The sequence below is a fragment of the Streptomyces sp. NPDC000878 genome, from assembly GCF_053599695.1.
This window is the reverse complement of the sequence record NZ_JBSFMT010000084.1, coordinates 1-21916: the sequence shown is the minus strand read 5'-3', so window position 1 is coordinate 21916 and position 21916 is coordinate 1. Positions and strand designations below refer to the sequence as shown.

Below are 21916 nucleotides of genomic sequence, written 5' to 3'. Positions count from 1 at the left end.
CCCGCCCACCCCTCACCCCCCGAACACCCTTACGCCAGTGACAGGAACAGCTTCTCCAGACGCGCCCGCATCTGCTCCTTCGTCTCGCCGCTCCGTTCGGCCGCCTCCACGTCGGTCAGGCACTGCTGGAGTCCGGTCGCGATGATGGCGAAGCCCGCCCGGTCCAGGGCGCGCGAGGCGGCGGCGAGTTGGGTGACGACCTCCTCACAGTCGCGGCCCTCCTCGATCATCCTGATCACCCCGGAGATCTGCCCCTGCGCCCGGCGCAGCCGATTCAGCACCGACTTCAGCTCATCAGCCTCAAACTGCAGTTCCACAATCACTCCTCTACATACCCTTGGGGGTATTTTACCTCCCCAACGGTTAGACCCCCCGAAAGGATCCCAGTCCCTCATGACCACCCCCGTCGCCCTCGACACCGACCAGGCCCGCACCCGCCTGCCGCAGCTGACCGTCATCGATGTCCGCACCCCGGGCGAGTACGCCTCCGGGCATCTCCCCGGCGCCCTCAACATCCCCCTGGACCACGTCCGGCGCGCGCTGCCCGCCCTCAAGGCGGCGGACCACGGTGAGCTGCTCGTCGTCTGCGCCTCCGGCGCCCGCTCCGAGTCCGCCTGTTCCGTCCTCGCCGAGAACGGTGTCCCGGCCATGACCCTGACCGGCGGCACCCAGGGCTGGCGGGACCGGGGACACGAACTGCACCACCCGGCGACCGAGGCCCGCACCGTCTGGTCCATGGAACGTCAGGTCCGCCTCACGGCGGGCGGCCTCGTCCTCGTCGGTCTCGGGCTGGGGCGCATGCACCCCGCCTGGCGGCTGCTGTCCGCAGGGGTCGCGGGCGGCCTCGTGTTCTCGGCCGTCAGCAACACCTGCGGCATGGCCCACCTACTCTCCAAGCTGCCGCACAACCGGCCGCGGCCCGCCGACCTCGACGCAACCCTCACCACGCTCGCGCAGCGGTCCCGGGCCCACGCCGAGCCGGCGGAGCGCGCCACCGACGTCAGCGCATGAAGTCCCGGACGGCCCGGGCGAGTTCGGTCTCGTCCAGGCCGTCCGGCCCGCCGAGGGCGAGCAGCCGGTGCGGTACGTGGACCAGCGTGCCGGCGACATGATGGGCCGAGGTGCCGCGCGGCTGGGGCGTGCGGCGTGAAAGGAATCGCAAGCATCGTTCCCCCGGTCGGATTACCTGGTTCCGTTCCCGGACTCCGCCGACGGGGACGCCGCGAAAACGGTCCGGGCCGCCGCCGACTTCGGTCATATCGTCGGTTCGCGGCCCCTCGGCGTGTTCTCTCCCCCGTCCGTGGCCGCGCTGCGGGAGTTCGTCGCACTGGCCGGCCCGCGCGGTCTGCCGGTCACCGCCCGGGGCGGCGGCTACTCCGTCTACGGCCAGGGCCAGGCCGAGGGCGGGTACGTCGTCGACCTCAGCGCACTCAACGAGGTTCGCTGCATGCCCGCCGCACGGACGGTGACCGCCGGAGCCGGCGCCCGCTGGAGCGAGGTCGTCCGCGCCACCCTCGCCGAAGGGCTCGCTCCGCCCGTGCTCCCCGACCATCTCGGCGGCAGCGTCGGCGGACTGCTGAGCACCGGCGGCCTGGGCGGCTCCAGTCACCGGCACGGTCTGGTCGCCGACCACGTGCGGGAGCTGGACGTGGTCACGGGCGCCGGCGAGGAGGTGACCTGCTCGCGCGAGCGCCGGCCGGACCTGTTCGACGCCGTACTGGCGGGCCTCGGCCAGTGCGCGCTGATCGTGCGCGCCAGGCTCGGCCTGGTCCCCGCGCCCACCCTGGTCCGCCGCTTCCGCCTCTACCACCACTCCCCCGGCACGTTCTTCGCCGACCAGCGCGCCCTCGCCCGCGACGACCGCTTCAGCCATGTGTGCGGCCAGGCACGGCCCGCGCTCGACGGCGCCTGGGACTACATGATCGAGGCCGTGGCCCCGCACACCGGCCAACTCCCCGGCGACGACACCCTGTTGACCGGTGACCTCCGACACGACCGGGACACCGAGGAGATCGAGAACCTCTCGTACGAGGAGTTCCTGCGCCGCATGGACCGCGACGAGCGGATCCTGCGCACCACGGGCGAGTGGCAGCGCCCGCACCCCTGGCTCACCCTGCTCCTCCCGGAGGAGGCCGCCCCCGCGTTCGTCCCGACGGTACTGGCCGACCACGCACAGAGCGGCCTGCGCGCCTGCGGAGTGGTCCAGCTGCGCCCGCTCACCTCCCGGGCCCTGCGCGCCCCGCTGCTGCGCAGGCCGCCGGGCGAACTCCTGTGACTGCTCTCCCTGATGCGCACGGCACCGCCCGGCGCCCCCGAGAACGTACGGGAGGCGGTCGCCGCCAACCGGGCGCTGTACGAACGGGCGCGCGACCTCGGCGGTGTCCTGCACCCGACCAGCGCGCTGCCGATGACCTCCGGGGACTGGCGAGCCCACCTCGGCCCCGCCTGGGAGACCCTGGCCCGCGCAAAGGACCGCTACGACCCGCACTCCATCCTCACCCGGGGATACGGACTGTGGCCGTGACCGCCGTCACCTCCGTCACCTCCGTCACCGTCTTCTGCGGCGCCTCCCCCGGACACCGCCCCGGCCACCGGGAGACCGCCGCCGACCTGGGCCGTGCCCTCGCGAAAGCGGGCCTGCGCCTCGTCTACGGCGGGGCCCGCACCGGCCTCATGGGCACGCTCGCGGACGCCGCGCTGGACGGCGGCGGCGAGGTGACCGGAGTCGTACCGCGCCGGATGCTGCCGTACGAGATCGCGCACACCGGTCTCAGCGAGCTGGAGGTGGTGGCGGACATCCATGAACGCAAGGCGCGGATGGCGGAGTTGGGCGACGCGTTCGTGGCGCTGCCGGACGGGCTCGGTACGGCGGAGGAGCCGCTGGAGGCGCTCGCGTGGGCGCAGCTGCGCATCCACCGCAAGCCGTGTCTGCTGCTCGACTCGTACGCCTTCTACCGTCCGCTGCTGGAGTTCCTGGAACACGCGCGGGACGAGGGCTTTCTGCACCCGGGGGATCTGGAGCGGATCGTGGTGTGCGCGTCGGCCGAGGAGGTTGTCGCTCAACTCACCGCCCCTGTCCGGCAGTTGCTGGGTGAGATGGCTGCGCCGCGGCCGACTCCCGTCCTGCGGAAGCTTCCTGGCGGCCGGACCGCGTTCCTGTTCTCGGGCGCCGGGTCGCAGCGGCCGGGGATGGGGGCGTGAACTCCACGACGCCTTCCCCGTGTTCGCGGAGGCGCTGGAGGAGGTGTGCGCGGGGCTCGACCCGTATCTGGACGTGCCGCTGCTGGACGTGATGTCCGCCGAGGCCGGGACACACACGGCCGCGCTGCTGGACCGGATCGCGTTCGGGAACCCGGCGATCTTCGCGCTCCAGGTCGCGCAGTACCGGCTGCTGGAGAGCTGGGGCGTGCGCCCGGACGTGCTGTTCGGCTACTCGGCCGGGCGGATGGCCGCCGCCCATGCCGCTGGAGTGTTCTCCCTGACGGACGGCTGCCATGCGGTGGGCACGCTGTCGCGGCTCATGGGCGCGCTGCCGACAGGGGGTGCGATGGCGGCGGTGGAGGCGCCCCCAGAGGAGCTGCGCGCAGGGTCCGGAGTGGTGGTCGCGGCGGTCAACGGGCCCCGGGCGGTGGTGGTTTCGGGCGACCGGGACGCGGTGACGGCCGTACAGGAGGAGTGGGAGGGGCGCGGCCGGCGGACGCGGATGCTGCGTACCGATGTGGCCGCGCACTCGCCGCACTTCGACCCGCTCCTCGACGCGTACCGCCGCACACTGGACCTGCGTCCGCCGCGCCTGCCCCTGGTCTCCGACATCACGGCGAAACCGGTCGGCGCCGAGGCGTGCGCGCCGGAGTTCTGGGTGCGCGAGCTGCGCGAGCCGGTCCAATTCGCGGACGCGGTAGGCCTGTTGGCGCGGGACGGGGTGACCACGTATCTCGAACTCGGCCCGGGCGAGGTGCTGGCGGGCATACTCGGCGACTGTCTGCCCAGCGGGGACGCCCCGCCCGTCGTCCTCGCGACGGCGCTGGACTGGCGGGCGCTGCGCGAGGAGCACACGGGCAACGGGCAACGGGCAACGGGCAACGGGCAACGGGCAGGAATAACTCCTTCTCCGCTCCCCCGGCCGCCGACGTAGGGTGAATCTCCCGCCCGACTGCCCGCCGAGGAGCGCCGTGAGCATCGCAGAGCCCGACGCCGGTCCGCCCGCCTGGCGGCTGCTCCTCGGATACGTACGGCCGCACCGGTGGACCCTGCTGATGGGTGCCCTGCTGTCGCTGGCCATGGGGGCGGCAGGGCTGGCGCTGCCGCTGGTGGCGCGGGGGCTCATCGACGATCTGTCCCACGACCGGACGATCACCAAGGCGCTGCTGCTGATGTCGGCGCTGGTCGTCGCCAACGCGGCGCTGGGCGCGCTGGGTTCGTACGTCCTGCGGCGGACCGCCGAGTCGGTGGTGCTGGGGGCGCGGCGGGCGCTTTCCTCCTATCTGCTGCGGCTGCGGGTACCGGCCGTGGACCGGACCGAGCCCGGCGATCTGATGGCCCGGGTCACCTCGGACACGACCCTGCTGCGCGAGGTCACCACCGACTCGCTCGTCGGCCTCGGCACCGGCGGCCTCACCCTGGTGGCGACGATCGTGATGATGGGCCTGGTGGACCCGGTGCTGCTGGGCGTCACCCTCGCCGTGATCCTGGGCGCGGGGACGGTGCTCGGGGTGATCGTGCCGCGTATCAACAAGGCGAGCCGGCGGGCGCAGGACGCGGTCGGGGTCATGGGGGCCTCGCTGGAACGGGTGCTGGGCGCGCTGCGCACGATCAAGGCGTCCGGCGCCGAGCACCGCGAGGAGCGGAATCTGCACGCGGCGGCCGAGGAGTCGTGGCGGCAGAGCGTGAGCGCCGCCAAGTGGTCGGCCGCCGCCGGGAATACAGCTGGCCTCGCGATGCAGATCGCGTTCATCACAGTGCTCGCGGTGGGCGGCGCGCGGGTCGCGACGGGCGCTGTCGAGGTCGGCACGCTGGTCGCGTTCCTCCTCTACGTCTTCTATCTGATGTCGCCGATCCAGCAGGTCGTCGGCGCGATCACGCAGTACCAGACGGGCGCCGCGGCCCTCACCCGCATCCAGGAGGCCCTCTCCCTGCCCGCCGAACCGTCGTCGGCCCACCCCGCGCCCCTCCCGGCCGCCGACGCCGAACCGGCGGCGCTCGCCTTCGAGGAGGTCCGCTTCCGCTACGACGACGATCTTCCGTACGTCCATCACGGTGTGACGTTCGCCGTGCCGGCCCGGGGCATGACGGCGTTCGTCGGCCCGTCCGGCGCGGGTAAGACCACCGTCTTCTCCCTCATCGAGCGGTTCTACGACCCCGAGTCCGGCGTCATCACGCTCGACGGCCGGAACGCCGCCGACTGGGAGCTGACCGAACTCCGTTCCGCGATCGGCTATGTCGAGCAGGACTCGCCCGTGCTGTCGGGCTCGCTGCGCGACAACCTGATCCTGGGCAATCCGGAGGCGGACGAGGAAGCGGTCACGCGGGTGGTGAAGACGACCCGGCTCGACGGTCTGGTGGCCAAGCTGCCGCGCGGGCTCGACACCCTGGTCGGGCATCGCGGCACCAAGCTGTCGGGCGGCGAGCGTCAACGGGTGGCCATCGCCCGCGCGTTGCTGCGCCGCCCCCGGCTGCTCCTGCTCGACGAGGCGACCTCGCAGCTGGACGCGGTGAACGAGGCGGCGCTGCGGGACACGGTCGCGGATGTCGCCCGTACGACGACTGTTCTCGTCGTCGCGCACCGGCTGTCGACGGTGACGATGGCGGATCGGATCGTGGTGATGGACGCGGGGCGGGTGCGGGCTGTGGGCACCCATCGTGAACTCGTCGCCGGGGATCCGCTGTACGCCGAACTGGCCGCGACGCAGTTCCTGGCGACGACCGGTTGAGTCGGTTGTGGGGAGCGCTCAGCTCTCCAGCCTGCGCAGGCGTTCCGTGTCGCAGGTGCGGGGGCAGGTGGAGCAGGCCTCGTCGGGGCGGATCGCGTAGTAAAGGCAGCAGCCGGCGCGGGTGCGGGTCGGGTGGCGCTGCCCGGACGTGTCGGTGAGGTGGCGGAAGTCGGCGCCGCCGGGGTACGGAGAGACAGCGGAGGGCAGTAGCTCGGTGGCCGCGTGGACTGCGTCGCCCTCCCGGCCGAGGACGCGCCCGAGGTACCAGATCCCGGAGACCAGGTCGTCGGAGACCAGGCCCCACAGGGCGCGTGATCGCCGGCGGGCGACCGGGCCGAGCGCGGTGAGCAGCGGGGCCATGTGGTCGGCGACGGCGGAGCGCAACTCGGTGCGCAGCGCCTCCTCGTGCGGGAGCACGGTGACTCCGGGGAGGCCGGCGGCGGGGTCGCCGGGGAGGCAGGAGAAGTAAGAGCCCGGTGTGATCTTGAACTCCCCGGTGGCGAGGTCCAGCCGTACGTCCTCGGGCCGGAGGCGTGGCACCCGACGCTCCAGGTACCAGACCCCGCTCATCAGCAGGCCGACCGACCAGGCGTAGTCGTGCAGGGCGCGGGACGCGGCGACATACGGGCGGGCGGTGTGCCCGTAACGCTCCTGGATCCGCGCAGTCTCGGCCTCGACGAAGGCGTCGAGCGCTTCGTGACTCTCCGTCAACTCGGCTCCGGTGACTCCCACTTGAGAGCCCGCCACACCCGGCTGCGCCACCTGCACGGTGAGCACCTCGCAGATGTCCGCGAGGCGCTGATAGGCGCCGCCGAGCACGCGCGCGGCGGCGGTGGCCGGCGGGGTCTCCAGGGCGACGCTCATCGGTACTCCTGCGCAGAGAGGTGCGAGTGGGGTTAGATAGGCAAGGCTTACCTTACTGGCAAGATCGCAAGGCGGTTACCGGGGTGCCCCCATGTCGACGATCAAGGACCGTGCACGTCACAGCGCTTCCACAGCTGGTTGAAAAGTAAAGCATGCCTAACCTAAGCTCCCGGCTCGTGACTGCGACCCGCCGGGGCGCACCGACCGGTGTGCCCTTCCGTGCCCTGAGGCACATCCCGATCCTTCTCACCGGACTCGGGGCTCTGGCCCTGATCTCCGCGCTGAGCCTCGCCCTCGGCGCGCGCTCGGTGCCCCTGTCGACGGTGGCCGACGCGCTCTTCGGCGACGCCCGGGGAAGAGACGCGCTCGTGGTGACCGGGCTGCGGCTGCCACGTACGGTCATCGGACTCGCGGTCGGCGCGGCGCTCGGGGTCGCCGGGGCGGTCGCCCAGGGCATCACCCGCAACCCGCTCGCCTCACCCACCACCCTCGGGATCAACGCGGGTGCCGGGTTCGCGGTGGTGGTCGCGATCTTCGCGCTGAAGCTCAACGACCCTGTCGAGTACGTATGGTTCGCCTTCGCGGGCGCTGCCGGCGCCGCCCTGCTCGCCCAGTCGCTGGCCCGCCGGGCGGGCGACATCGACCCGGTACGGCTCGCGTTGGGCGGCACCGTCCTCCAACTGGTCCTGCTTTCCTGGACGTCGGCGGTGATGCTCCTCAACCAGCGCACCCTGGACGAGGCCCGCTTCTGGCTGGCGGGCTCCCTCTCCGGCCGCACCCTCGCCACCCTCTGGCCGGTACTGCCCTGGCTGCTGCTCGGCCTGGTGGTCGCGCTCGCGGTGTCCCCCGCCCTCAACGCCCTTGCCCTGGGCGACGATTCGGCCCAGGCACTGGGCGTCCCGGTGGCCCGGATCCGCCTCGCGGGCGGCATCGCGGTCGTCCTGCTGGCCGGTTCGGCGGTGGCCGTGGCGGGCCCCATCGCGTTCATCGGCCTGGCGGCACCTCATCTCGTACGTCCGCTACTGGGCGGCGACCACCGCCTCCTGGTCCCCGGTTGTCTGATCGCCGGACCCCTGCTCCTCCTCTCGGCCGACGTACTGGGCCGTCTGGTGATCCGTCCCTCGGAACTGGAGGTCGGCATCGTGACCGCGTTCCTGGGCGCGCCCCTGCTGGCGCTGCTGGCACGGAAGGTGGCCCGATGAACGCCGGTACCAAGACCAGGCTGTGGGCAGGCGTTCCGCAGGGCGGAACGGGTGGGCACAGCCGCCGCCTCCAGGCTCGGCGCCGCGTCCTGCTCTGTGCCTCCTGCGGTCTCGTCGCCCTCTTCGTGCTGCTCACCGTCGCCCTGACGACCGGTGAGATGGGCATGCCGGCCGGTACCGCGCTGCGGGCGCTGGTCGGGCTCGGAGACTCCGGGGACGTACTGGTCGTACAGCAGTTCCGGGCGCCGCGGGCCTTCGCCGCGATCGTCGCCGGGGCCGGGCTCGGTGTCGCCGGGTGTGTGCTGCAGCGGCTGTTCCGGAATCCGCTGGCCTCCCCCGACGTCATGGGCGTGACCGGCGGGGCGTCGCTCGGTGCCGTCTCGCTCATCGCGGCCGGGGTCTCGCAGACACTGATCCCTGTCGGCGCGCTGGCCGGGGGACTGCTCTCGGCGCTGCTGCTCGGCGTGTTCGCCTGGCGCTCGGGGGTCGCCGTGACGCGGCTGGTGCTGACCGGGCTCGCCGTGCAGGCGGGGCTCGCCGCCGCCGTGAACCTGCTGATCGTGCGTTTCCCGGCCGAGCTCGCCGGCTCCGCGCTCCAGTGGACCACCGGTTCGGTGTACGGGCGGACGTGGACGGAGGTGTGGGGAGCGGGCGGTGCCATGGTGGCCGCGCTCGCCGTCACCCTCGTACTGCACCGGCGGCTCGCCGTGCTGGACCTCGGGGACGACTCGGCGGGCGCACTCGGGCTCAGCACCTCCACCGCCCGGCTCCAACTCCTCTTCGTCGCCGTCATGTTGGCGTCGCTGGCCGCCGCGCTCGCCGGTCCGGTCACGTTCGTGGCACTCGCCGTGCCGCACATCGTCCGCTTCCTCACCGGCCCGCCGACCGCCGTCTCACTGGCGCTTGCCGGTCTCACCGGGGCCGTACTGCTGCTCGCCTCCGACCTGGTGGTGCAGCATCTGCTGCCCGTCGAGGGGCTGCCCGTCGGGGCGGTCACCGCCACGCTCGGCGCGCCCTGGCTGCTGGTGCTGATGTTCCGTCAGAGCAAGCCCGTTCACAGGAGTCACGCATGACCGCCCGGCCGGACACCGTCAACCAGCTGCGCACCGAGGCTCTCGACCTGCGCTACGGCGACCGGCTCGTCGTCGGCGGGCTGGACCTCACCCTCCCCGGCGGCGCCGTGACCGCCATCGTCGGCCCCAACGCCTGTGGAAAATCAACCCTGTTGAGAGGGCTGAGCCGGTTGCTCGCGCCCGCCGCCGGCACCGTCACGCTGGACGGCTCCGACATCCACCGGATGTCCGCGAAGTCGCTCGCCCTGCGGATGGGACTGCTGCCGCAGCAGCCGGTCACCCCGGAGGCGATCACCGTCGAGGCGCTCGTCCGGCTCGGCCGGTATCCGCACCAGCGGCTGCTGGCCCCCTGGTCGACGGCCGACCAGCGGGCGGTCGACGAGGCCCTGGAACGCACCGGCACGACCGCGCTGCGCGACCAGCCCGTCGACCGGCTCTCCGGCGGTCAGCGCCAACGCGCCTGGATCGCCCTGGCGTTGGCACAGGACACCGAGCTGCTCCTGCTCGACGAACCGACCACCTTCCTCGATCTCCGGCACCAGCTCGACGTACTCGACCTGGTCGCCGCCCTGCACGCCGAGGCAGGCCGCACCGTGGTGATGGTGCTGCACGACCTCGGACAGGCCGCCCGCTACGCGGACCACATGGTGGTCCTCAAGGACGGCCGCCTCGCCGCCGCCGGCGCTCCCGCGGACGTGCTCGACGCGGAGCTGGTCAAGTCCGTGTTCGACGTGGACTGCCGGGTCATCCCCGACCCGGAGACCGGCACCCCGCTGGTCATACCCAGAGGCAGCGCGGTGCGGCACTCCGCCGCCACCGCGTGACCCACCCGCACCCCCATCGACAGAAAGACCAACCCCCCATCATGCGCAACACCCTTTCCCTGCCCGGAATCGGCCGGTTCGGCCGCCTCGGCAGGCTCATCGCCCTGCTCCTCGCCGTCGTACTCGGCACCGCCGTGCTCGCCGCCTGCGGCAGCGACAACTCCGACGGCGAGGGCACGGACACGACCGCGAAGGCGGCGGCCGACACCGCCGGATTCCCGCGCACCCTCGACACCGTCATGGGTGAGGTGAAGATCCCCGCCAAGCCGAAGCGGGTCGTCGTGCTCGACACCGGCGAGCTGGACGACGTCACCCTCCTCGGCATCGACCCGGTCGGCGCGGTCGCCCCGCACTTCAAGTCCGAGGGCGGCTTCCCGACGTATCTGAAGGGCGAGTTGAGCGGCACGAAGGACGTCGGTCCGCTCCTTGAGCCGAACCTCGAACTGATCGCCTCGCTCAAGCCCGATCTGATCCTGTCCTCGAAGGTCCGCCACGAGGCGATCTACAGCAAGCTCAGCGCCATCGCGCCGACTGTCTTCACGGAGACCACCGGCGGGGTCTGGAAGCAGAACCTGAAGGTGCACGCCGAGGCCCTCGGCCTGGAGACCGAGGCCGCCGCCAAGCTCAAGGAGTACGAGACGCGGGCCGAGGCGCTCGGTGCGGCCATCAAGGCGAAGGACAAGGGCACCATGCCGACGGCGTCCGTGGTCCGCTTCATCGCCGGTCCGACCCGCCTCTACCAGTCCAACTCCTACAGCGGTGTCGTCCTGGGCGACATCGGCCTGGTCCGGCCCAGGTCGCAGGTCTCGACCGACCCCGAGGTCACGATGAAGGACGTCAGCCCGGAGCAGATCGACCAGGCCGACGCCGACCTGATCTTCGTCACCGCCGCCGACACCGAGGACAAGACCCAGAAGCAGCAGGTCGTCACCAACCCGGTGTGGAAGAGCCTGCCCGCCGTCAAGAACGGCAAGGTCTTCGAGGTCCCGGACGAGATCTGGATGTCCGGCATCGGCGTCCAGGCCGCCGAGCAGATGCTCGCCGACGTGGCCAAGGCCACCGGTGTGGAGCTGCCGAAGAAGTAGCGGCAACTCCCGCTGTACGGGGGCGGGGCGCGCCCTTCTGCACGCGCCCCGCCCCCGGGCCTCCGGGTCGAACCCCCGACCAGGGCCCCAACCCCCCACCCGCTAGCGGAAGTTGTTCCACACGTCATGCGTCTGTACCTGCTCGCCCTCAACCCCACCGATTCCGTCACCGAGGGCTTCCTGCCCGCCGCTACCCGGCTCGGCCTCGACGTCACCGTCCTCACCGACCAGCCCGACGCCCATCGGGCCGTGTACCCGGACGTCAAGACCCTGGAGTGCGACGTCCGTGACTTCCGGGCCGTCGTCACCCGGATCTCCACGCATCACCGGCCCGACGCCGTCTTCAGCAACAGCGACCATCTCCAGACCCAGGCCGCCCTGGCCGCCGACTACTTCGGCCTGCCCGGCAAGGACTGGCGCGCCGCGCTGGCCTGCAAGGACAAGGCCGAGATGCGGCGCAGGCTCGCCGCCGCGGGCGTGGACACCGTATGGTCCGCCGAGCTGACGGAGTCCGGTCCCATCGAGCCCATCGCGCAGGCCGCGCCGTACCCGTGCGTGCTCAAGCCGCGCGAGGGTGTGGCCAGCGAGGACGTCGTACTCGTCGGCAGCGCCGAGGAGTTGGAGTCCCACGCCGGGGAGATCTTCTCGCGGCGGCCGGGTGCCGTACTGGTCGTCGAGGAGTATCTGCCGGGCGAGCTGTACACCCTGGAGACGCTCGGCGACGGCAACGTCCGGCACGTACTGGGCGGTTTCCACACCGACGTGTCGGCGCCGCCGTACTTCATCGAGGAGCGGCTCGTCTTCGTGCCGGCCCACCCCGAGCCGGTCGTCGCGCAGATACTGGCCCAACTGGACGCGCTGGGCGTCGGGTTCGGCGCGTGCCACACCGAGTTCGTGGTGCACGAGGGGCGCGCGCGGATCATCGAGGTCAACTACCGTGCCATCGGCGACCAGGTCGACCTGCTGCTGGCCCGGCTCCTGGAGATCCCGCTCTTCGAGCACATCCTGCGCACCCACCTGGGCGAGCCGCTCCCGACCGACCTGGGCGTCCGCCGCGACGGCGCGGCCCGTCTGGAGTACCCGTGCGCCGACCGCGCGGGCACGCTGACCTCGGCTCCCCCGGCCGGCGAACTCACCGTGGACGGCGTCCACCTGACGTACCGTCCGCTGCGCGCGGTGGGCGAGCGGCACGAGCTGTACCGCACCAACCGCGACTACGTGGGCGTGCTCCGGGCCACCGGAGCCGACCAGCCGACGGTCGACCGGGTGTCGGCGGAGTTCCTGGCGGCCCAGCGCTGGGAGGTCCAGCCGTGACCGCCACCGCCGCACACACCTCCGAGGCCGAGCTGCTCACCCGCGTCCTCAGCGCCCTGCTCCGCGAGGACGTCGTCGGTCTGCGCACCCGGGGCACGCTCACCCATCGCCCGGACGGCACCTGGCTGCGCCTGCCGACCGGCGCCGACGACGCCCTGCTGCTGCCGCTCACCGAGGACGGCTTCCAGTGCGTGTACGCCGCCCGGCTGCCGCTGCTCGTGCGCGAGTCGGACGGCGCCGAGCTGACCTCGTACGACACCGTCCTCGCCGAACTGCGCGCGCTGGCCGACCCCTTGGACCGCGACGGCTTCGACGCCTTCGCCGAGGAGTGCCGGCAGACTCTGGCCACCCTGCGGCTGCACGACGCCACCCGGGACGAGATCACCGAGCGCCTGACGGGCCGCCATGGTGCCGACCCCGCACGCTGGACGGGCCTGACGGCCTCCCTGGCGTACGACGCCCTCGCGGCCCGGATCGACCATCCCGTGTATCCGACCGCGCGTGGCCGGTCCGGGCTGGTGGAGGAGCAACTGCGGGCGTACGCACCGGAGTTCCATCCCCGTTTCGCGCTGCGCTGGCTCGCCGTGCCCCGGGAGGCGGTGACCCTCGCGGGACCGTTGCCCGAGGGCTGGCCGACGCCCCCCGTGCTGGGTCTGGAGGATCTGGGCGGCACGCACTTCGCCCTGCCCGTGCACCCGTTGACCGTCGGTGCCCCGCTCGACGAGGCGCTGCGGGTCACCGGTCTCGCGGGACGCGCCCGGCTCGCCGAGCACGGGTACCTCGAAGTGGTGCCGACGCTGTCGATGCGTACCGTCGCGGTGGCCGCCGACCCCACCCTGCACCTCAAACTCCCCCTGGCCACCGCCACGTTGGGGCTGCGCAACCGGCGTTCCATCAAGCCGGGCACGCTCGTCGACGGCGCCGCCGGGCAACGGCTGATCGAGCGGGTCGTCGAGCACGAGCCCCGCTTCCGGGACACCGTCCTGCACGCCGACGAGACGACGTACGCGCACGCCGGCCACGAGCTTCTCGCCGTCCTGTGCCGCCGTTACCCGGCCGGCCTCGACGACGCGGTCGTCGTCCCGCTGGCCGCGCTGCTGGCCGAGGCGCCCGGCGGACGGCTGGTCGTCGACCAGCTCGCCGACCGCTTCCACGACGGCGACCCGCTCGCCCTGCTGGATGCCTGTCTCACCCTCCTCTTCGACTGGCAGACCACGCTCTTCGGCCACGGCATCGCCCTGGAGTCGCACCAGCAGAACGTGTCGCTGGTCCTGGGGCCCGAGCCGGGCCGGGTGCGGCTGCTGTTCAAGGACAACGACGGCCCGCGCATCAACACCGCCCGGCTGGCCGCTGCGCTGCCCGGCCCCTGGGGCTTCGACGACGAGCGGACCTACACCGCCGAGGACGGGCCGGTCGCCGACGTGTTCGCCACCATCACCGTCCATCTCTGCGCGGGCGCCTACGCGTTCGGCCTCGCCCGGCACGGCCGCGCGCCGCTGCCCACGCTGCTGAGGCTGGTCCGCGACCGGCTCTCCGAGGCCGTCGACCGGCTCGGCGGCACCCCGGCCGCCGTACTGCGCACGCAGATCCTGGACGCACCGCATCTGCCCGTGAAGGCGATGGTCAGCGCCGGGACCCTGCTCACCAAGGAGCGTTCGGGCGCCGCCGACGTCAACAAGCACTACACGACCGGCCCCAACTACCTTCTCCAGGCAGGGGATTCGGCATGAGCGCCGAGGCATGGCGGCTGCCGAGACGCTCGTCCTTCGGCCGGGGCCATGTGCACGCGGTGGCCGCCTGCTACTTCGTCGCGTCCTTCGCCGCCCTGGGCCTGCCGCCGTATCTCACCCAGATCCTCCCGGAGTTGGGCGACCGTTCCGCGCGCTGGGCCGGGGTGCTGTACGTGGTCCCCACGGTGTTCGGCGCGCTCGGCGCCCCGTTCTGGGGCCGGCTCGCCGACCGCTACGGCCGCAAACGGCTGCTGCTGCGCGCCCAGTTGGGCCTCGCCGTCGCCTTTCTGCTCGCCGGCTGGGCCGACTCGCTGACCACGTTCACGGTGGCGCTGATCCTCCAGGGCATCCTCGGCGGCACGTTCGCCGCGTCCAACGGCTACCTGGGCGCCGCGCTCGAAGGCCCGGCCCTGTCCAAGGCGCTCACCCTGATGCAGGGCAGCGCCCGGGCGGCCCTGGTCGTCGCGCCGATCGTCGTCGGCGCGCTGTCGGGCTGGCTGTCGCCGCACCGCCAGTACGCGCTGCTGGCCGTACTCCCGCTGGCCGCCGCCCTGTTGCTCGCCGCGCTCCCCGAACCGAGCGAGGAGCAGGCGCCCGAGTCCATACCCGAGGCCACCGCGCCCGCCTCGGCGCCGGTGGTCTCCCTGCGCACCCTGTACGCCCTGGAGTTCGCGTTCGTGTTCTCCACCGTCATCTCCTTCCCCTATCTGATCTCCCTGGTCGAGGACCGACTGCCGTGTACGTCGGCCACCTTGTCCGGCGTGCTCTTCGCCCTCCCCCACCTGGTGTATCTGGTGTCGGCGCTGGCAGTGCACGCCGCGGTCCGGGACCGGCCCCGGACGGGGATCGCCCTCGGCTTCGCCTGTATCGCGCTCGGTCTCGCCGGACATGGCGTCGCCGACTCGCTGGGCACGCTGATCGCCGTACGGCTGGTCCTCGGAGTGGGGCTCACGCTCGGCCTGGTGTCCCTGTCTGTGCTGGCCGCCGACTGCGCCAAAGGCCGTCCGCCCGGCGGGATGTTCGGCGCGCTGGAGTTCTTTTCCAAGGCCGGCGCGGTCGCCGCCGGACTCGCCGCGGCGGCGGGCAGCGCCCGTTTCGGCCCGGCCGCGCCGGTGCTGACCGGCAGCGGCGCCGCCGCCCTCACCGTCCTCGCCTCCCTCTTCCTCCCCAACCCCCGCTCGCACCGCGCCCGTTGGAGCCGCTGATGCCGTCACTGACCGACTCGCCCGACACCACCACCGCCGCCGCAGTCTCCACCTTCGCCTCCACCTCCGCCGAACTCCCCACCGCCGACGACGTGGTGACGCACACCCTCCTCAACTGCCTGCTGCGCGAGGTGTCGGGCCCGGAACGCCAGACCGTCGTCGACGACGGCCACCTCCTGCTCCGCCTCCCCCGCCGAGGAGTTCTCCTGCGGGTCAGCCTGCGCCGGACGTCGCTCCTGGGCGCCCACCGCTTCAGCGGTCCGGTGCGCGAGCAGGTCGGCGAGGGCTGGGCGGTCGTGGACTGGCGGCGGCTGGCCGAGTACACGCGCGACGAGCTGTCCCTGCGGACCGGGGAACGCAACGACGAGTTCCTGGAACAGATCGCCTCCAGCCACCAGGCCGTCACGACCGCCCTCGCAGGTCGGCGCTGCTCCGCAGGTCCGACGGACGGCAACCCCACGACCCACCCCTTGCCCCAGCCCACAACCCACCCCGCCTCCCACCTCGGCGCCTATCTCGCCTCCGAGCAGTCCCTGCTGTTCGGTCACCGTTTCCACCCCACGCCCAAGGCTCGCACCGGCGACCCGCGCGCCTGGGCGGCGTACGCGCCGGAGACCGGGGCCGTCTTCCCGCTGCGGCATCTCGCCGTACGCGCCCACCTGATCGCCGAGGAGACCGCCGCCCCTTGGGCCGCCGCCGCGCTGGACGGTCAGCGCACGGACGTCCCCGACGGCTACCGGCTGCTGCCCACGCACCCCTGGCAGTACGAGACTCTGCGCGAACACCCGCTGCTGCGGGCCGCGTTGGAGCGCAGTGACGTACTGGACCTCGGTCCGGGCGGGCGCCCGTTCGCCGCCACCGCGTCCGTGCGGACCCTGTACGACGGCGAGACGTTCCTCAAGTTCAGCCTGAACGTCCGGATCACCAACTGCCTTCGGAAGAACAGCAGTTACGAGCTGTCCGGCGCCGTCGCCCTCACCCGCGCGCTCGCCCCGGCCCTCACCGAGCTGGCCGAGCGCTTCCCCGGCAGCGCGGTGCTCCGGGAGCCCGCCTACCGGACACTCGCCCTGCCCGGCCCCGACGGCGCCCCGGACCGTGAACTCTTCGAGGGGTTCGGTGTGATCGTCCGCGAGGGCCTGCCCCGGCGCCTCGCAACCGGGGCGACTCCCCTGCTGGCTGCGGCGGTTGCCGACGAGTACCCGGCGAGCGCCGCGCACATCTCCCGACTGCTCACCGACACGGACCGCGAATCGGCCCTCGACTGGTGGTCGACGTACCTCGAACTGCTCGTCCCGCCCGTCCTGGCCGCCTACTTCGACCACGGCCTTGTCCTGGAACCGCATCTCCAGAACGTGCTGATCTGCGTGGACGCCGACGGTCGTCCCACCCAGGTACTCTTCCGGGACCTGGAGGGCACCAAGCTGGTCCCCGAGCACCATGCCGACACGCTGACCGCCGTACCGGCCGAGGTCGCGGGCCCGATGACGTACGACGCGGAGCGCGGCTGGGACCGGGTCGTCTACTGCCTGCTTGTCAACCACATCGCCGAACTCCTCGCCGCCCTGGCCGACTTGCACCCGGAGGCCGAGGCCGCACTGTGGGCGCGGGTGCGCGACACGCTCCGGTCCTACGCCGACCGTTCGGGCTGCCCGCCACGGCTCGCCGCGCTGCTCGCCGGAGTCCCGCTGCCCGCGAAGGCCAACCTTCTCACCCGCTGGGAGCGCAAGGCGGACCGCGAGGCAGGATACGTACGGCTGCCGTCCCCGCTCGCCGAGGACATCCTGCGCGACACCACCCGGAGCACCCGATGACCCTCGCCGTGCGCGACCACGCCCTGTCCCTGCCCACCACCGAACTGCCCGTGTACGTCTACGACTTGACGGAGCTGCGCGGCCACGCGGCGATGGTCAGGGCGGCGCTGCCCGAGCGGGTCGAGCTGTACTACGCGGCCAAGGCCAACCCGGAGCCGGAGATCCTGGCCGCGCTCTCGCCGTACGTCGACGGCTACGAGGTCTCCTCGGGCGGCGAACTCGCCCATGTCGCCGACGCGGTGCCGGGCCGGCCGCTGGCGTTCGGCGGGCCGGGGAAGACACCGGAGGAGGTACTGGCCGCGCTGAAGCTGGGCGTGGACCGGTTCCATGTCGAGAGCGAGCACGAGCTGCGTATGCTCGCCGAGCTGACGCGGCAGGCAGGACCCGAGCGGCGGGTGGCGGTGCTGGTACGCGTCAACATCCCAGTATCGGACGGCTCGTTGGCGGGCAGCTCACTGACGATGGGTGGCAGGCCGACGCCCTTCGGCCTGGACCCGGCCGGAGCCGCACGGGTGTTCCGGGCGCTCACGGACGGGACGTACCCCCAGCTCGAACTGCGCGGAATCCACGCCCACTTGGCGAGCGGACTCGATGCCCGGGAGCAGCTGGCGGTGGCCGAGTCCGTGGTGACCTGGGCGGCGGGGCTCGGGGTGCGCATCAGCGAGGTGAACGTCGGCGGCGGTATGGCCGTCGACTACACGGCCCCGGCCCGCCGTTTCGACTGGACGGCGTTCGGCAGAGGCCTCGCCTGGCTGACCGAGGCCTACCCGGAACTGACCCTGCGTATCGAGCCGGGCCGGGCGCTGACCGCGTACTGCGGCTGGTACGCCACCGAGGTGCTGGATGTGAAGCGGAGCCACGGCGAGGAGTTCGCGGTGGTCCGGGGCGGCACCCACCATCTGCGCACCCCGGCGACGAAGGGCCACGACCAGCCCTGCACGGTGTTGCCGGTAGACACCTGGCCGCACCCGTGGCCGCGCCCGACGGCGGAGCAGGAGCGGGTCACACTGGCAGGCCAGCTGTGCACACCGAAGGACGTACTGGCCCGCCAGGTCCCGGCTGCGGGTCTCCGGGCGGGCGACCGGGTGCTGTTCTCGCTGGCGGGCGCCTACGCGTGGAACATCTCCCACCACGACTTCCTGATGCACCCGAGACCCGGTTTCCACTTCCTGGGCACGGAGCCGATGACGACGAGCCGGCAGCGATAGCACGCACGAGCGAGGGCCGCCCGGCCAAGCCGGACGGCCCTCGTTTCCTGCCCGCTCCGCCCGTCAGGCCTCGATGCCCGGCAGCAGCCCGGTCACGGGGGCGACCATGTCGGTCACCTGGTGCAGCTGCTGGAGGTCGTTCAGCCGGTTGAGCGAGCCGAGCTGGGTGGAGACCCGGGGCAGGTCGTCGTGGTACTGCGCGGGAATCTCGCTCACGGCGAGCGAGTCGAGCTGGGCGATCGGGTTCAGCTTGCCCGCGTTCTGGTCGGCGGCGGGAGCCGCGCTCGCCAGCGGGGCGGCGAGGCCGGTGACGCCGACGGCGAGACCAACGGCGGCGGCGATTCGTCGTGTTGAGATCATGTATTCAGCAACGCCCCGCGCCCCTCCCCGGACACGGCCACCCCACCCCCCTCACTCGTCAGGCTCATCCTCTGCCTGCGCTTGCCGAGGTCACCGGGACGGAGGAGCCTCAGAAGGAGAGGCCCCTCGCGGCCCGCGCCCGACCGGGCCGCGCCCCTCGGAGGAGGTCACCATGGGCACCGCGGCAAGCCACGCCTTCGACACCGAAGCACTGCGCCGGGGCATCGAAGGACAGGACGCGACGGCCCTGCTGTCGCTCTACGCCGACGACGCGGAACTGCGCGTCGTCGACCACAACACCCAGCCCAGCCACCCGATGGTCATGCACGGACGCGGCGAGATCAGCGCCATGCTGAACGACGTGTACAGCAGGGACATGACCCACAAACTGGAACAGGTAGTCGTCCAGGGCGACCAGGTCGCCTACACCGAGTCCTGCCTGTACCCGGACGGCGTCCGAGTCCTCGCCGGCTCGATGCTGTCCCTGCGCGACGGCAAGATCGTCGACCAGACTGTGCTGCAGGCATGGGACGAGGAGAACTCCTGACCCCGGGCTAAGCTGGGATCCGGGTCGTGACTGGCGCTGAGGTGGAGTACCACCGGGGAGCGACCCTCACGGAGTGCCGCATCCTTCCGTGAACGTGGAGTGCGTGCCGTGCGCCTGGGCGATGACGACTGTCAGCTCAGGAGTGGATCATGTCTCAGGCCCGGCTCATGGACGGCACCTCGCTCGCCCGGCACATCGTGGAGGACACCACGAAGAAGGCCGCCGACCTCACCGACCGTACGGGCACGACGCCCTGTCTGGCGACGGTGCTGGTGGGTGCGGACCCCGCCTCGGTCACCTATGTCCGGATGAAGCAGAACCGCTGCCGCAGGGCCGGCATCGAGTCCCGCCGCGTGGAGCTGCCCGCCGCCACGACCACGGTGGAATTGGTCGGCACGCTGCGCGCCCTCTCGGACGACCCCGGTGTGCACGGCATCCTGCTCCAGCACCCGATGGGCGAACACATCGACGAGCGGGCCGCGTTCGAGGCGATCGCGCCCGAGAAGGACGTCGACGGAGTCACCTTCGCCTCCTTCGCGACGATGAGCTTCGGTCTTCCCGGGTTCGTGTCCTGCACGCCCGGCGGCATCATGCGGCTGCTCGACGCGTACGACGTCGACCCGTCCGGCAAGCGGGCCGTGGTGGTGGGCCGCAGCGCGATCCTCGGCAAGCCGGTCGGCATGCTCCTCCTCGGGCGCGACGCGACGGTGACGTACTGCCACTCACGGACGCGGGACCTGTCGTCCGTCGTCCGCGAGGCGGACATCGTGGTCGCCGCCGTCGGTCGGCCCCGGCTGATCCACGGCGCGGACATCAAACCCGGCGCCGTCGTGATCGACGCCGGGTACAACCCCGGGAACGTCGGCGACGTCGACTTCGACTCCGCTGTCGAGCGGGCCGGGCTCATCACGCCGGTGCCGGGCGGCGTCGGTCCGATGACGATCGCGGTGCTGCTGGAGCAGTCCGTCGACGCAGCCGCCCGGCAACTCGGGGCGTGATCAGCGCATCCAGGCGCTGTAATCCATGACGTCGCCCACCTTCAGGCCCCACTCGGGTTCGGCTGTGGTGGCGGTGTGCTCCAGGCCCAGGACGGCGCCGGTGGTCGGGGCCAGGATCAGCATTCGGCGGGCGCCCTGGCCGTCGTAAACGTACGCCTGGCCGGGGCGGCCGAGCCGGTCCGTCACCCGGCCGACGGGGCGTAGGCCCTCCGCGTCTGCCAGCAGCCTGGCGATTGCCGCGTTCTCGCGGGCGCCGAGGGTCCAGTGGTTGAGCAACACTTCTACCGCATCGAGGAGTTCGGGTGTGGTGAGTGGTGTGGTCTGGCGTTGTGCCTCCTGGAGGTAGGCCTCCAGGCGCTCCGGGTCGTGCGGTGGGGTCGACTCGGGTGGGGCATCGCTCCAGCTCGGTCCGAACGTCTGGTCGCTGATGACGTGTCCGTCCTCGACCAGGCCTGGATCGCCGTCCCCCTCGCTCAGGACCGGTCGGCCGGGATGCTGTGGGTCGGTCGCCACGACCAGTTCCGTATGGCTCGCGTCGGCCCGCCAGCGCACGATGCGCTCGACGGGAAGCGTGATCGGCGGCGCGTCCTCCGACATGCCCATGCTCCACGTCTGTACGTGGGTGCCCTTCCGGAGTTCCGGTGAGCCGTCCGCGGCTGCCGCGTCGGCGATCTCGGCCATCCTGGCCAGGGGTACGGGGGCGGAGCCGGCCTGCACGAGCAGCGGGCGGGGCGCGGCCACCGCCGGGGCCGTGTTCGGGCCCGCGAGGAGCAGGGCCAGCGCGGTCGTCGCGACGACGGCGACGGTCGCGAGGCTCCACGTCCATCGGGTGCGGCGACGGCCGAACAGGCCGCTGGTGTGGAGGAGTTGGTTCAGGCGGCGTTCCGCGTTGTGGTCCAGGGGGCCGTCGCCGAAGAAAGGGCCGTCCGCCGGTACCGGGTCGGCGGCGCGCAGCAGGTCGAGTTCGTCAGGCATGGCCGTGTTCCTTCGGGGAGTTCACATCGGCGGTGAGCGCGGGGCGTATCCGGTCGATCTCGGTTCTCAGCCGGTGCCGGGCCCGGTGCAGCCGCATCGCCGCCGCGCGCGTACCGCACCCCAGGGCCACGGCTACCTCGTCGACGGCGAGTTCCTCCCAGGCCGTCAGGCGCAGTATCTCCTGGTCGGCCGGGGTGAGCCGGCCGAGCGCCTCGTGCACCCAGGCGCCCGGCGACTCGGCGTCGGGGCTCGCCACGACCTGCCTGGCGTGCGCCGTCTCGTCGTTGCCCAGCCGGTCGACGAGCCGACGGCGGCGGCCCTGACCGCGTACCGCGTTGGCCAGGCAGTTGCGTGCCACGCCGTACAGCCAGGGCAGCGGGGACGCCGGAAGGTCGGTCCGGCGCCGCCAGGCGACGGTGAAGACGTCCGCCACCACTTCCTCCACCTCGCTCGTACGGCCGTCCAGTCGCCGAGCGACATAGCGGCTGACCGCCCAGTAGTGCTCGCGATAGGCAGCGGCGAAGGTCTCGTCGTTGCTCATGTTCCGTTGGTGTCCGGCAGCCTGCGGATCGTCACACCTGTTTCCGTGATTCTTGTCGCGTCACCCGAGTGTGACGCCGGGACCGGGCGCGGACACAGGCGGGGCGTGAAGACCATCGAGCTCCAACCCCGCACCACCACCGGTCGCAGAGCCGTCAAGTGGCTCACCACCACGGACCACAAGACGATCGGCACGCTGTATCTGGTGACGTCGTTCGCGTTCTTCTGCATCGGTGGCGTGATGGCGCTG

21 protein-coding genes, 2 pseudogenes and 1 riboswitch are annotated in these 21916 nt (G+C 72.2%); of the genes and pseudogenes, 17 read left to right on the top strand and 6 right to left on the bottom strand.

Annotated features, from left to right (window positions below):
* Positions 1 to 29: 29 nt before the first annotated feature.
* Positions 30 to 317 (bottom strand): metal-sensitive transcriptional regulator, encoded by a 288-nt coding sequence (locus ACWDR4_RS42870; RefSeq protein WP_450416693.1) that lies wholly within the window; start codon positions 315 to 317, stop codon positions 30 to 32.
* Positions 318 to 393: 76 nt separating this feature from the next.
* Here ACWDR4_RS42870 and ACWDR4_RS42865 point away from each other — a divergent pair, with 76 nt between their 5' ends.
* Entirely contained in the window at positions 394 to 1011 is a 618-nt protein-coding gene (locus ACWDR4_RS42865; protein ID WP_450416691.1) for a rhodanese-like domain-containing protein, read from the top strand.
* On the opposite strand, the gene ACWDR4_RS42860 is transcribed toward ACWDR4_RS42865, so the two are convergent.
* A complete protein-coding gene (locus ACWDR4_RS42860) occupies positions 1001 to 1162 on the bottom strand; it encodes a hypothetical protein (RefSeq protein WP_450416689.1) in 162 nt (53 codons plus the stop codon). The genes ACWDR4_RS42865 and ACWDR4_RS42860 overlap by 11 nt on opposite strands.
* Positions 1163 to 1282: 120 nt before the next feature.
* Here ACWDR4_RS42860 and ACWDR4_RS42855 point away from each other — a divergent pair.
* From ACWDR4_RS42855 to ACWDR4_RS42840, 4 genes and pseudogenes are all read left to right on the top strand, one after another.
* Positions 1283 to 2524, top strand: a pseudogene (locus tag ACWDR4_RS42855) (FAD-binding protein).
* Positions 2521 to 3201, top strand: coding sequence for a TIGR00730 family Rossman fold protein (locus ACWDR4_RS42850; RefSeq protein WP_450416687.1), 681 nt, complete (start codon positions 2521 to 2523; stop codon positions 3199 to 3201). The pseudogene ACWDR4_RS42855 and the gene ACWDR4_RS42850 overlap by 4 nt, the downstream one beginning before the upstream one ends.
* 19 nt (positions 3202 to 3220) lie before the next feature.
* Entirely contained in the window at positions 3221 to 4135 is a 915-nt protein-coding gene (locus ACWDR4_RS42845) for an acyltransferase domain-containing protein (RefSeq protein ID WP_450416685.1), read from the top strand.
* A gap of 37 nt (positions 4136 to 4172) precedes the next feature.
* On the top strand, positions 4173 to 5930 hold the full coding sequence (locus ACWDR4_RS42840) for an ABC transporter ATP-binding protein (protein WP_450416683.1): 1758 nt from the start codon (positions 4173 to 4175) through the stop codon (positions 5928 to 5930).
* An 18-nt stretch (positions 5931 to 5948) separates the two neighbouring features.
* On the opposite strand, the gene ACWDR4_RS42835 is transcribed toward ACWDR4_RS42840, so the two are convergent.
* The gene (locus tag ACWDR4_RS42835; protein ID WP_450416681.1) at positions 5949 to 6794 is read right to left on the bottom strand and encodes a (2Fe-2S)-binding protein; all 846 of its coding nucleotides are present in this window, start codon (positions 6792 to 6794) and stop codon (positions 5949 to 5951) included.
* Between the two features lie 209 nt (positions 6795 to 7003).
* Here ACWDR4_RS42835 and ACWDR4_RS42830 point away from each other — a divergent pair, with 209 nt between their 5' ends.
* The 9 genes from ACWDR4_RS42830 (at position 7004) to ACWDR4_RS42790 (ending at position 18246) form a co-directional block, all read left to right on the top strand.
* Positions 7004 to 7996 carry a FecCD family ABC transporter permease gene (locus tag ACWDR4_RS42830; protein ID WP_450416726.1) on the top strand — a complete coding sequence of 331 codons (993 nt, stop codon included), beginning with the start codon at positions 7004 to 7006 and terminating at the stop codon, positions 7994 to 7996.
* Positions 7993 to 9069 carry a FecCD family ABC transporter permease gene (locus ACWDR4_RS42825; RefSeq protein ID WP_450416679.1) on the top strand — a complete coding sequence of 359 codons (1077 nt, stop codon included), beginning with the start codon at positions 7993 to 7995 and terminating at the stop codon, positions 9067 to 9069. Before ACWDR4_RS42830 ends, ACWDR4_RS42825 begins: the two co-directional genes overlap by 4 nt.
* Positions 9066 to 9893, top strand: a complete 828-nt coding sequence (locus tag ACWDR4_RS42820; protein WP_450416677.1) for an ABC transporter ATP-binding protein — start codon at positions 9066 to 9068, stop codon at positions 9891 to 9893. The genes ACWDR4_RS42825 and ACWDR4_RS42820 overlap by 4 nt, the downstream gene beginning before the upstream one ends.
* A 41-nt stretch (positions 9894 to 9934) precedes the next feature.
* A complete protein-coding gene (locus tag ACWDR4_RS42815; RefSeq protein ID WP_450416675.1) occupies positions 9935 to 10978 on the top strand; it encodes an ABC transporter substrate-binding protein in 1044 nt (347 codons plus the stop codon).
* 126 nt (positions 10979 to 11104) lie between these two features.
* Positions 11105 to 12292 carry an ATP-grasp domain-containing protein gene (locus ACWDR4_RS42810; RefSeq protein WP_450416674.1) on the top strand — a complete coding sequence of 396 codons (1188 nt, stop codon included), beginning with the start codon at positions 11105 to 11107 and terminating at the stop codon, positions 12290 to 12292.
* Positions 12289 to 14022 carry an IucA/IucC family protein gene (locus ACWDR4_RS42805; protein WP_450416673.1) on the top strand — a complete coding sequence of 578 codons (1734 nt, stop codon included), beginning with the start codon at positions 12289 to 12291 and terminating at the stop codon, positions 14020 to 14022. The genes ACWDR4_RS42810 and ACWDR4_RS42805 overlap by 4 nt, the downstream gene beginning before the upstream one ends.
* Positions 14019 to 15227, top strand: coding sequence for an MFS transporter (locus tag ACWDR4_RS42800; protein WP_450416671.1), 1209 nt, complete (start codon positions 14019 to 14021; stop codon positions 15225 to 15227). Before ACWDR4_RS42805 ends, ACWDR4_RS42800 begins: the two co-directional genes overlap by 4 nt.
* Positions 15227 to 17038, top strand: coding sequence for an IucA/IucC family protein (locus ACWDR4_RS42795; protein ID WP_450416669.1), 1812 nt, complete (start codon positions 15227 to 15229; stop codon positions 17036 to 17038). Before ACWDR4_RS42800 ends, ACWDR4_RS42795 begins: the two co-directional genes overlap by 1 nt.
* Entirely contained in the window at positions 17035 to 18246 is a 1212-nt protein-coding gene (locus ACWDR4_RS42790) for a type III PLP-dependent enzyme (protein WP_450416667.1), read from the top strand. The genes ACWDR4_RS42795 and ACWDR4_RS42790 overlap by 4 nt, the downstream gene beginning before the upstream one ends.
* Positions 18247 to 18309: 63 nt before the next feature.
* Here the strand turns inward: ACWDR4_RS42790 and ACWDR4_RS42785 are convergent, their stop codons facing one another.
* Positions 18310 to 18606, bottom strand: a complete 297-nt coding sequence (locus ACWDR4_RS42785; protein WP_450416665.1) for a hypothetical protein — start codon at positions 18604 to 18606, stop codon at positions 18310 to 18312.
* Between the two features lie 172 nt (positions 18607 to 18778).
* Between ACWDR4_RS42785 and ACWDR4_RS42780 the strand changes: the two genes are divergently transcribed.
* Positions 18779 to 19153 (top strand): nuclear transport factor 2 family protein, encoded by a 375-nt coding sequence (locus ACWDR4_RS42780; protein ID WP_450416663.1) that lies wholly within the window; start codon positions 18779 to 18781, stop codon positions 19151 to 19153.
* Between the two features lie 16 nt (positions 19154 to 19169).
* A riboswitch (ZMP/ZTP riboswitch) is annotated at positions 19170 to 19280 on the top strand.
* Between the two features lie 22 nt (positions 19281 to 19302).
* A complete protein-coding gene (locus ACWDR4_RS42775) occupies positions 19303 to 20151 on the top strand; it encodes a bifunctional 5,10-methylenetetrahydrofolate dehydrogenase/5,10-methenyltetrahydrofolate cyclohydrolase (RefSeq protein ID WP_450416661.1) in 849 nt (282 codons plus the stop codon).
* Here ACWDR4_RS42775 and ACWDR4_RS42770 read toward each other — a convergent pair whose 3' ends face one another.
* Both ACWDR4_RS42770 and ACWDR4_RS42765 read right to left on the bottom strand, forming a co-directional pair.
* Positions 20152 to 21126, bottom strand: a complete 975-nt coding sequence (locus ACWDR4_RS42770) for a CU044_5270 family protein (protein WP_450416660.1) — start codon at positions 21124 to 21126, stop codon at positions 20152 to 20154.
* Positions 21119 to 21667, bottom strand: coding sequence for an RNA polymerase sigma factor (locus tag ACWDR4_RS42765; protein ID WP_450416659.1), 549 nt, complete (start codon positions 21665 to 21667; stop codon positions 21119 to 21121). Before ACWDR4_RS42765 ends, ACWDR4_RS42770 begins: the two co-directional genes overlap by 8 nt.
* Positions 21668 to 21676: 9 nt before the next feature.
* On the opposite strand from ACWDR4_RS42765, the pseudogene ACWDR4_RS42760 reads away from it, so the two are divergent.
* Positions 21677 to 21916, top strand: a pseudogene (locus tag ACWDR4_RS42760) (hypothetical protein); the annotation flags it as partial.

Coding starts and splice junctions, on each gene's coding strand:
- ACWDR4_RS42865 (WP_450416691.1), top strand. CDS start 394: ATGACCACCCCCGTCGCCCTCGACACCGACCAGGCCCGCACCCGCCTG.
- ACWDR4_RS42835 (WP_450416681.1), bottom strand. CDS start 6,794: ATGAGCGTCGCCCTGGAGACCCCGCCGGCCACCGCCGCCGCGCGCGTG.
- ACWDR4_RS42825 (WP_450416679.1), top strand. CDS start 7,993: ATGAACGCCGGTACCAAGACCAGGCTGTGGGCAGGCGTTCCGCAGGGC.
- ACWDR4_RS42820 (WP_450416677.1), top strand. CDS start 9,066: ATGACCGCCCGGCCGGACACCGTCAACCAGCTGCGCACCGAGGCTCTC.
- ACWDR4_RS42815 (WP_450416675.1), top strand. CDS start 9,935: ATGCGCAACACCCTTTCCCTGCCCGGAATCGGCCGGTTCGGCCGCCTC.
- ACWDR4_RS42810 (WP_450416674.1), top strand. CDS start 11,105: ATGCGTCTGTACCTGCTCGCCCTCAACCCCACCGATTCCGTCACCGAG.
- ACWDR4_RS42800 (WP_450416671.1), top strand. CDS start 14,019: ATGAGCGCCGAGGCATGGCGGCTGCCGAGACGCTCGTCCTTCGGCCGG.
- ACWDR4_RS42795 (WP_450416669.1), top strand. CDS start 15,227: ATGCCGTCACTGACCGACTCGCCCGACACCACCACCGCCGCCGCAGTC.
- ACWDR4_RS42790 (WP_450416667.1), top strand. CDS start 17,035: ATGACCCTCGCCGTGCGCGACCACGCCCTGTCCCTGCCCACCACCGAA.
- ACWDR4_RS42785 (WP_450416665.1), bottom strand. CDS start 18,606: ATGATCTCAACACGACGAATCGCCGCCGCCGTTGGTCTCGCCGTCGGC.
- ACWDR4_RS42780 (WP_450416663.1), top strand. CDS start 18,779: ATGGGCACCGCGGCAAGCCACGCCTTCGACACCGAAGCACTGCGCCGG.
- ACWDR4_RS42775 (WP_450416661.1), top strand. CDS start 19,303: ATGTCTCAGGCCCGGCTCATGGACGGCACCTCGCTCGCCCGGCACATC.
- ACWDR4_RS42770 (WP_450416660.1), bottom strand. CDS start 21,126: ATGCCTGACGAACTCGACCTGCTGCGCGCCGCCGACCCGGTACCGGCG.
- ACWDR4_RS42765 (WP_450416659.1), bottom strand. CDS start 21,667: ATGAGCAACGACGAGACCTTCGCCGCTGCCTATCGCGAGCACTACTGG.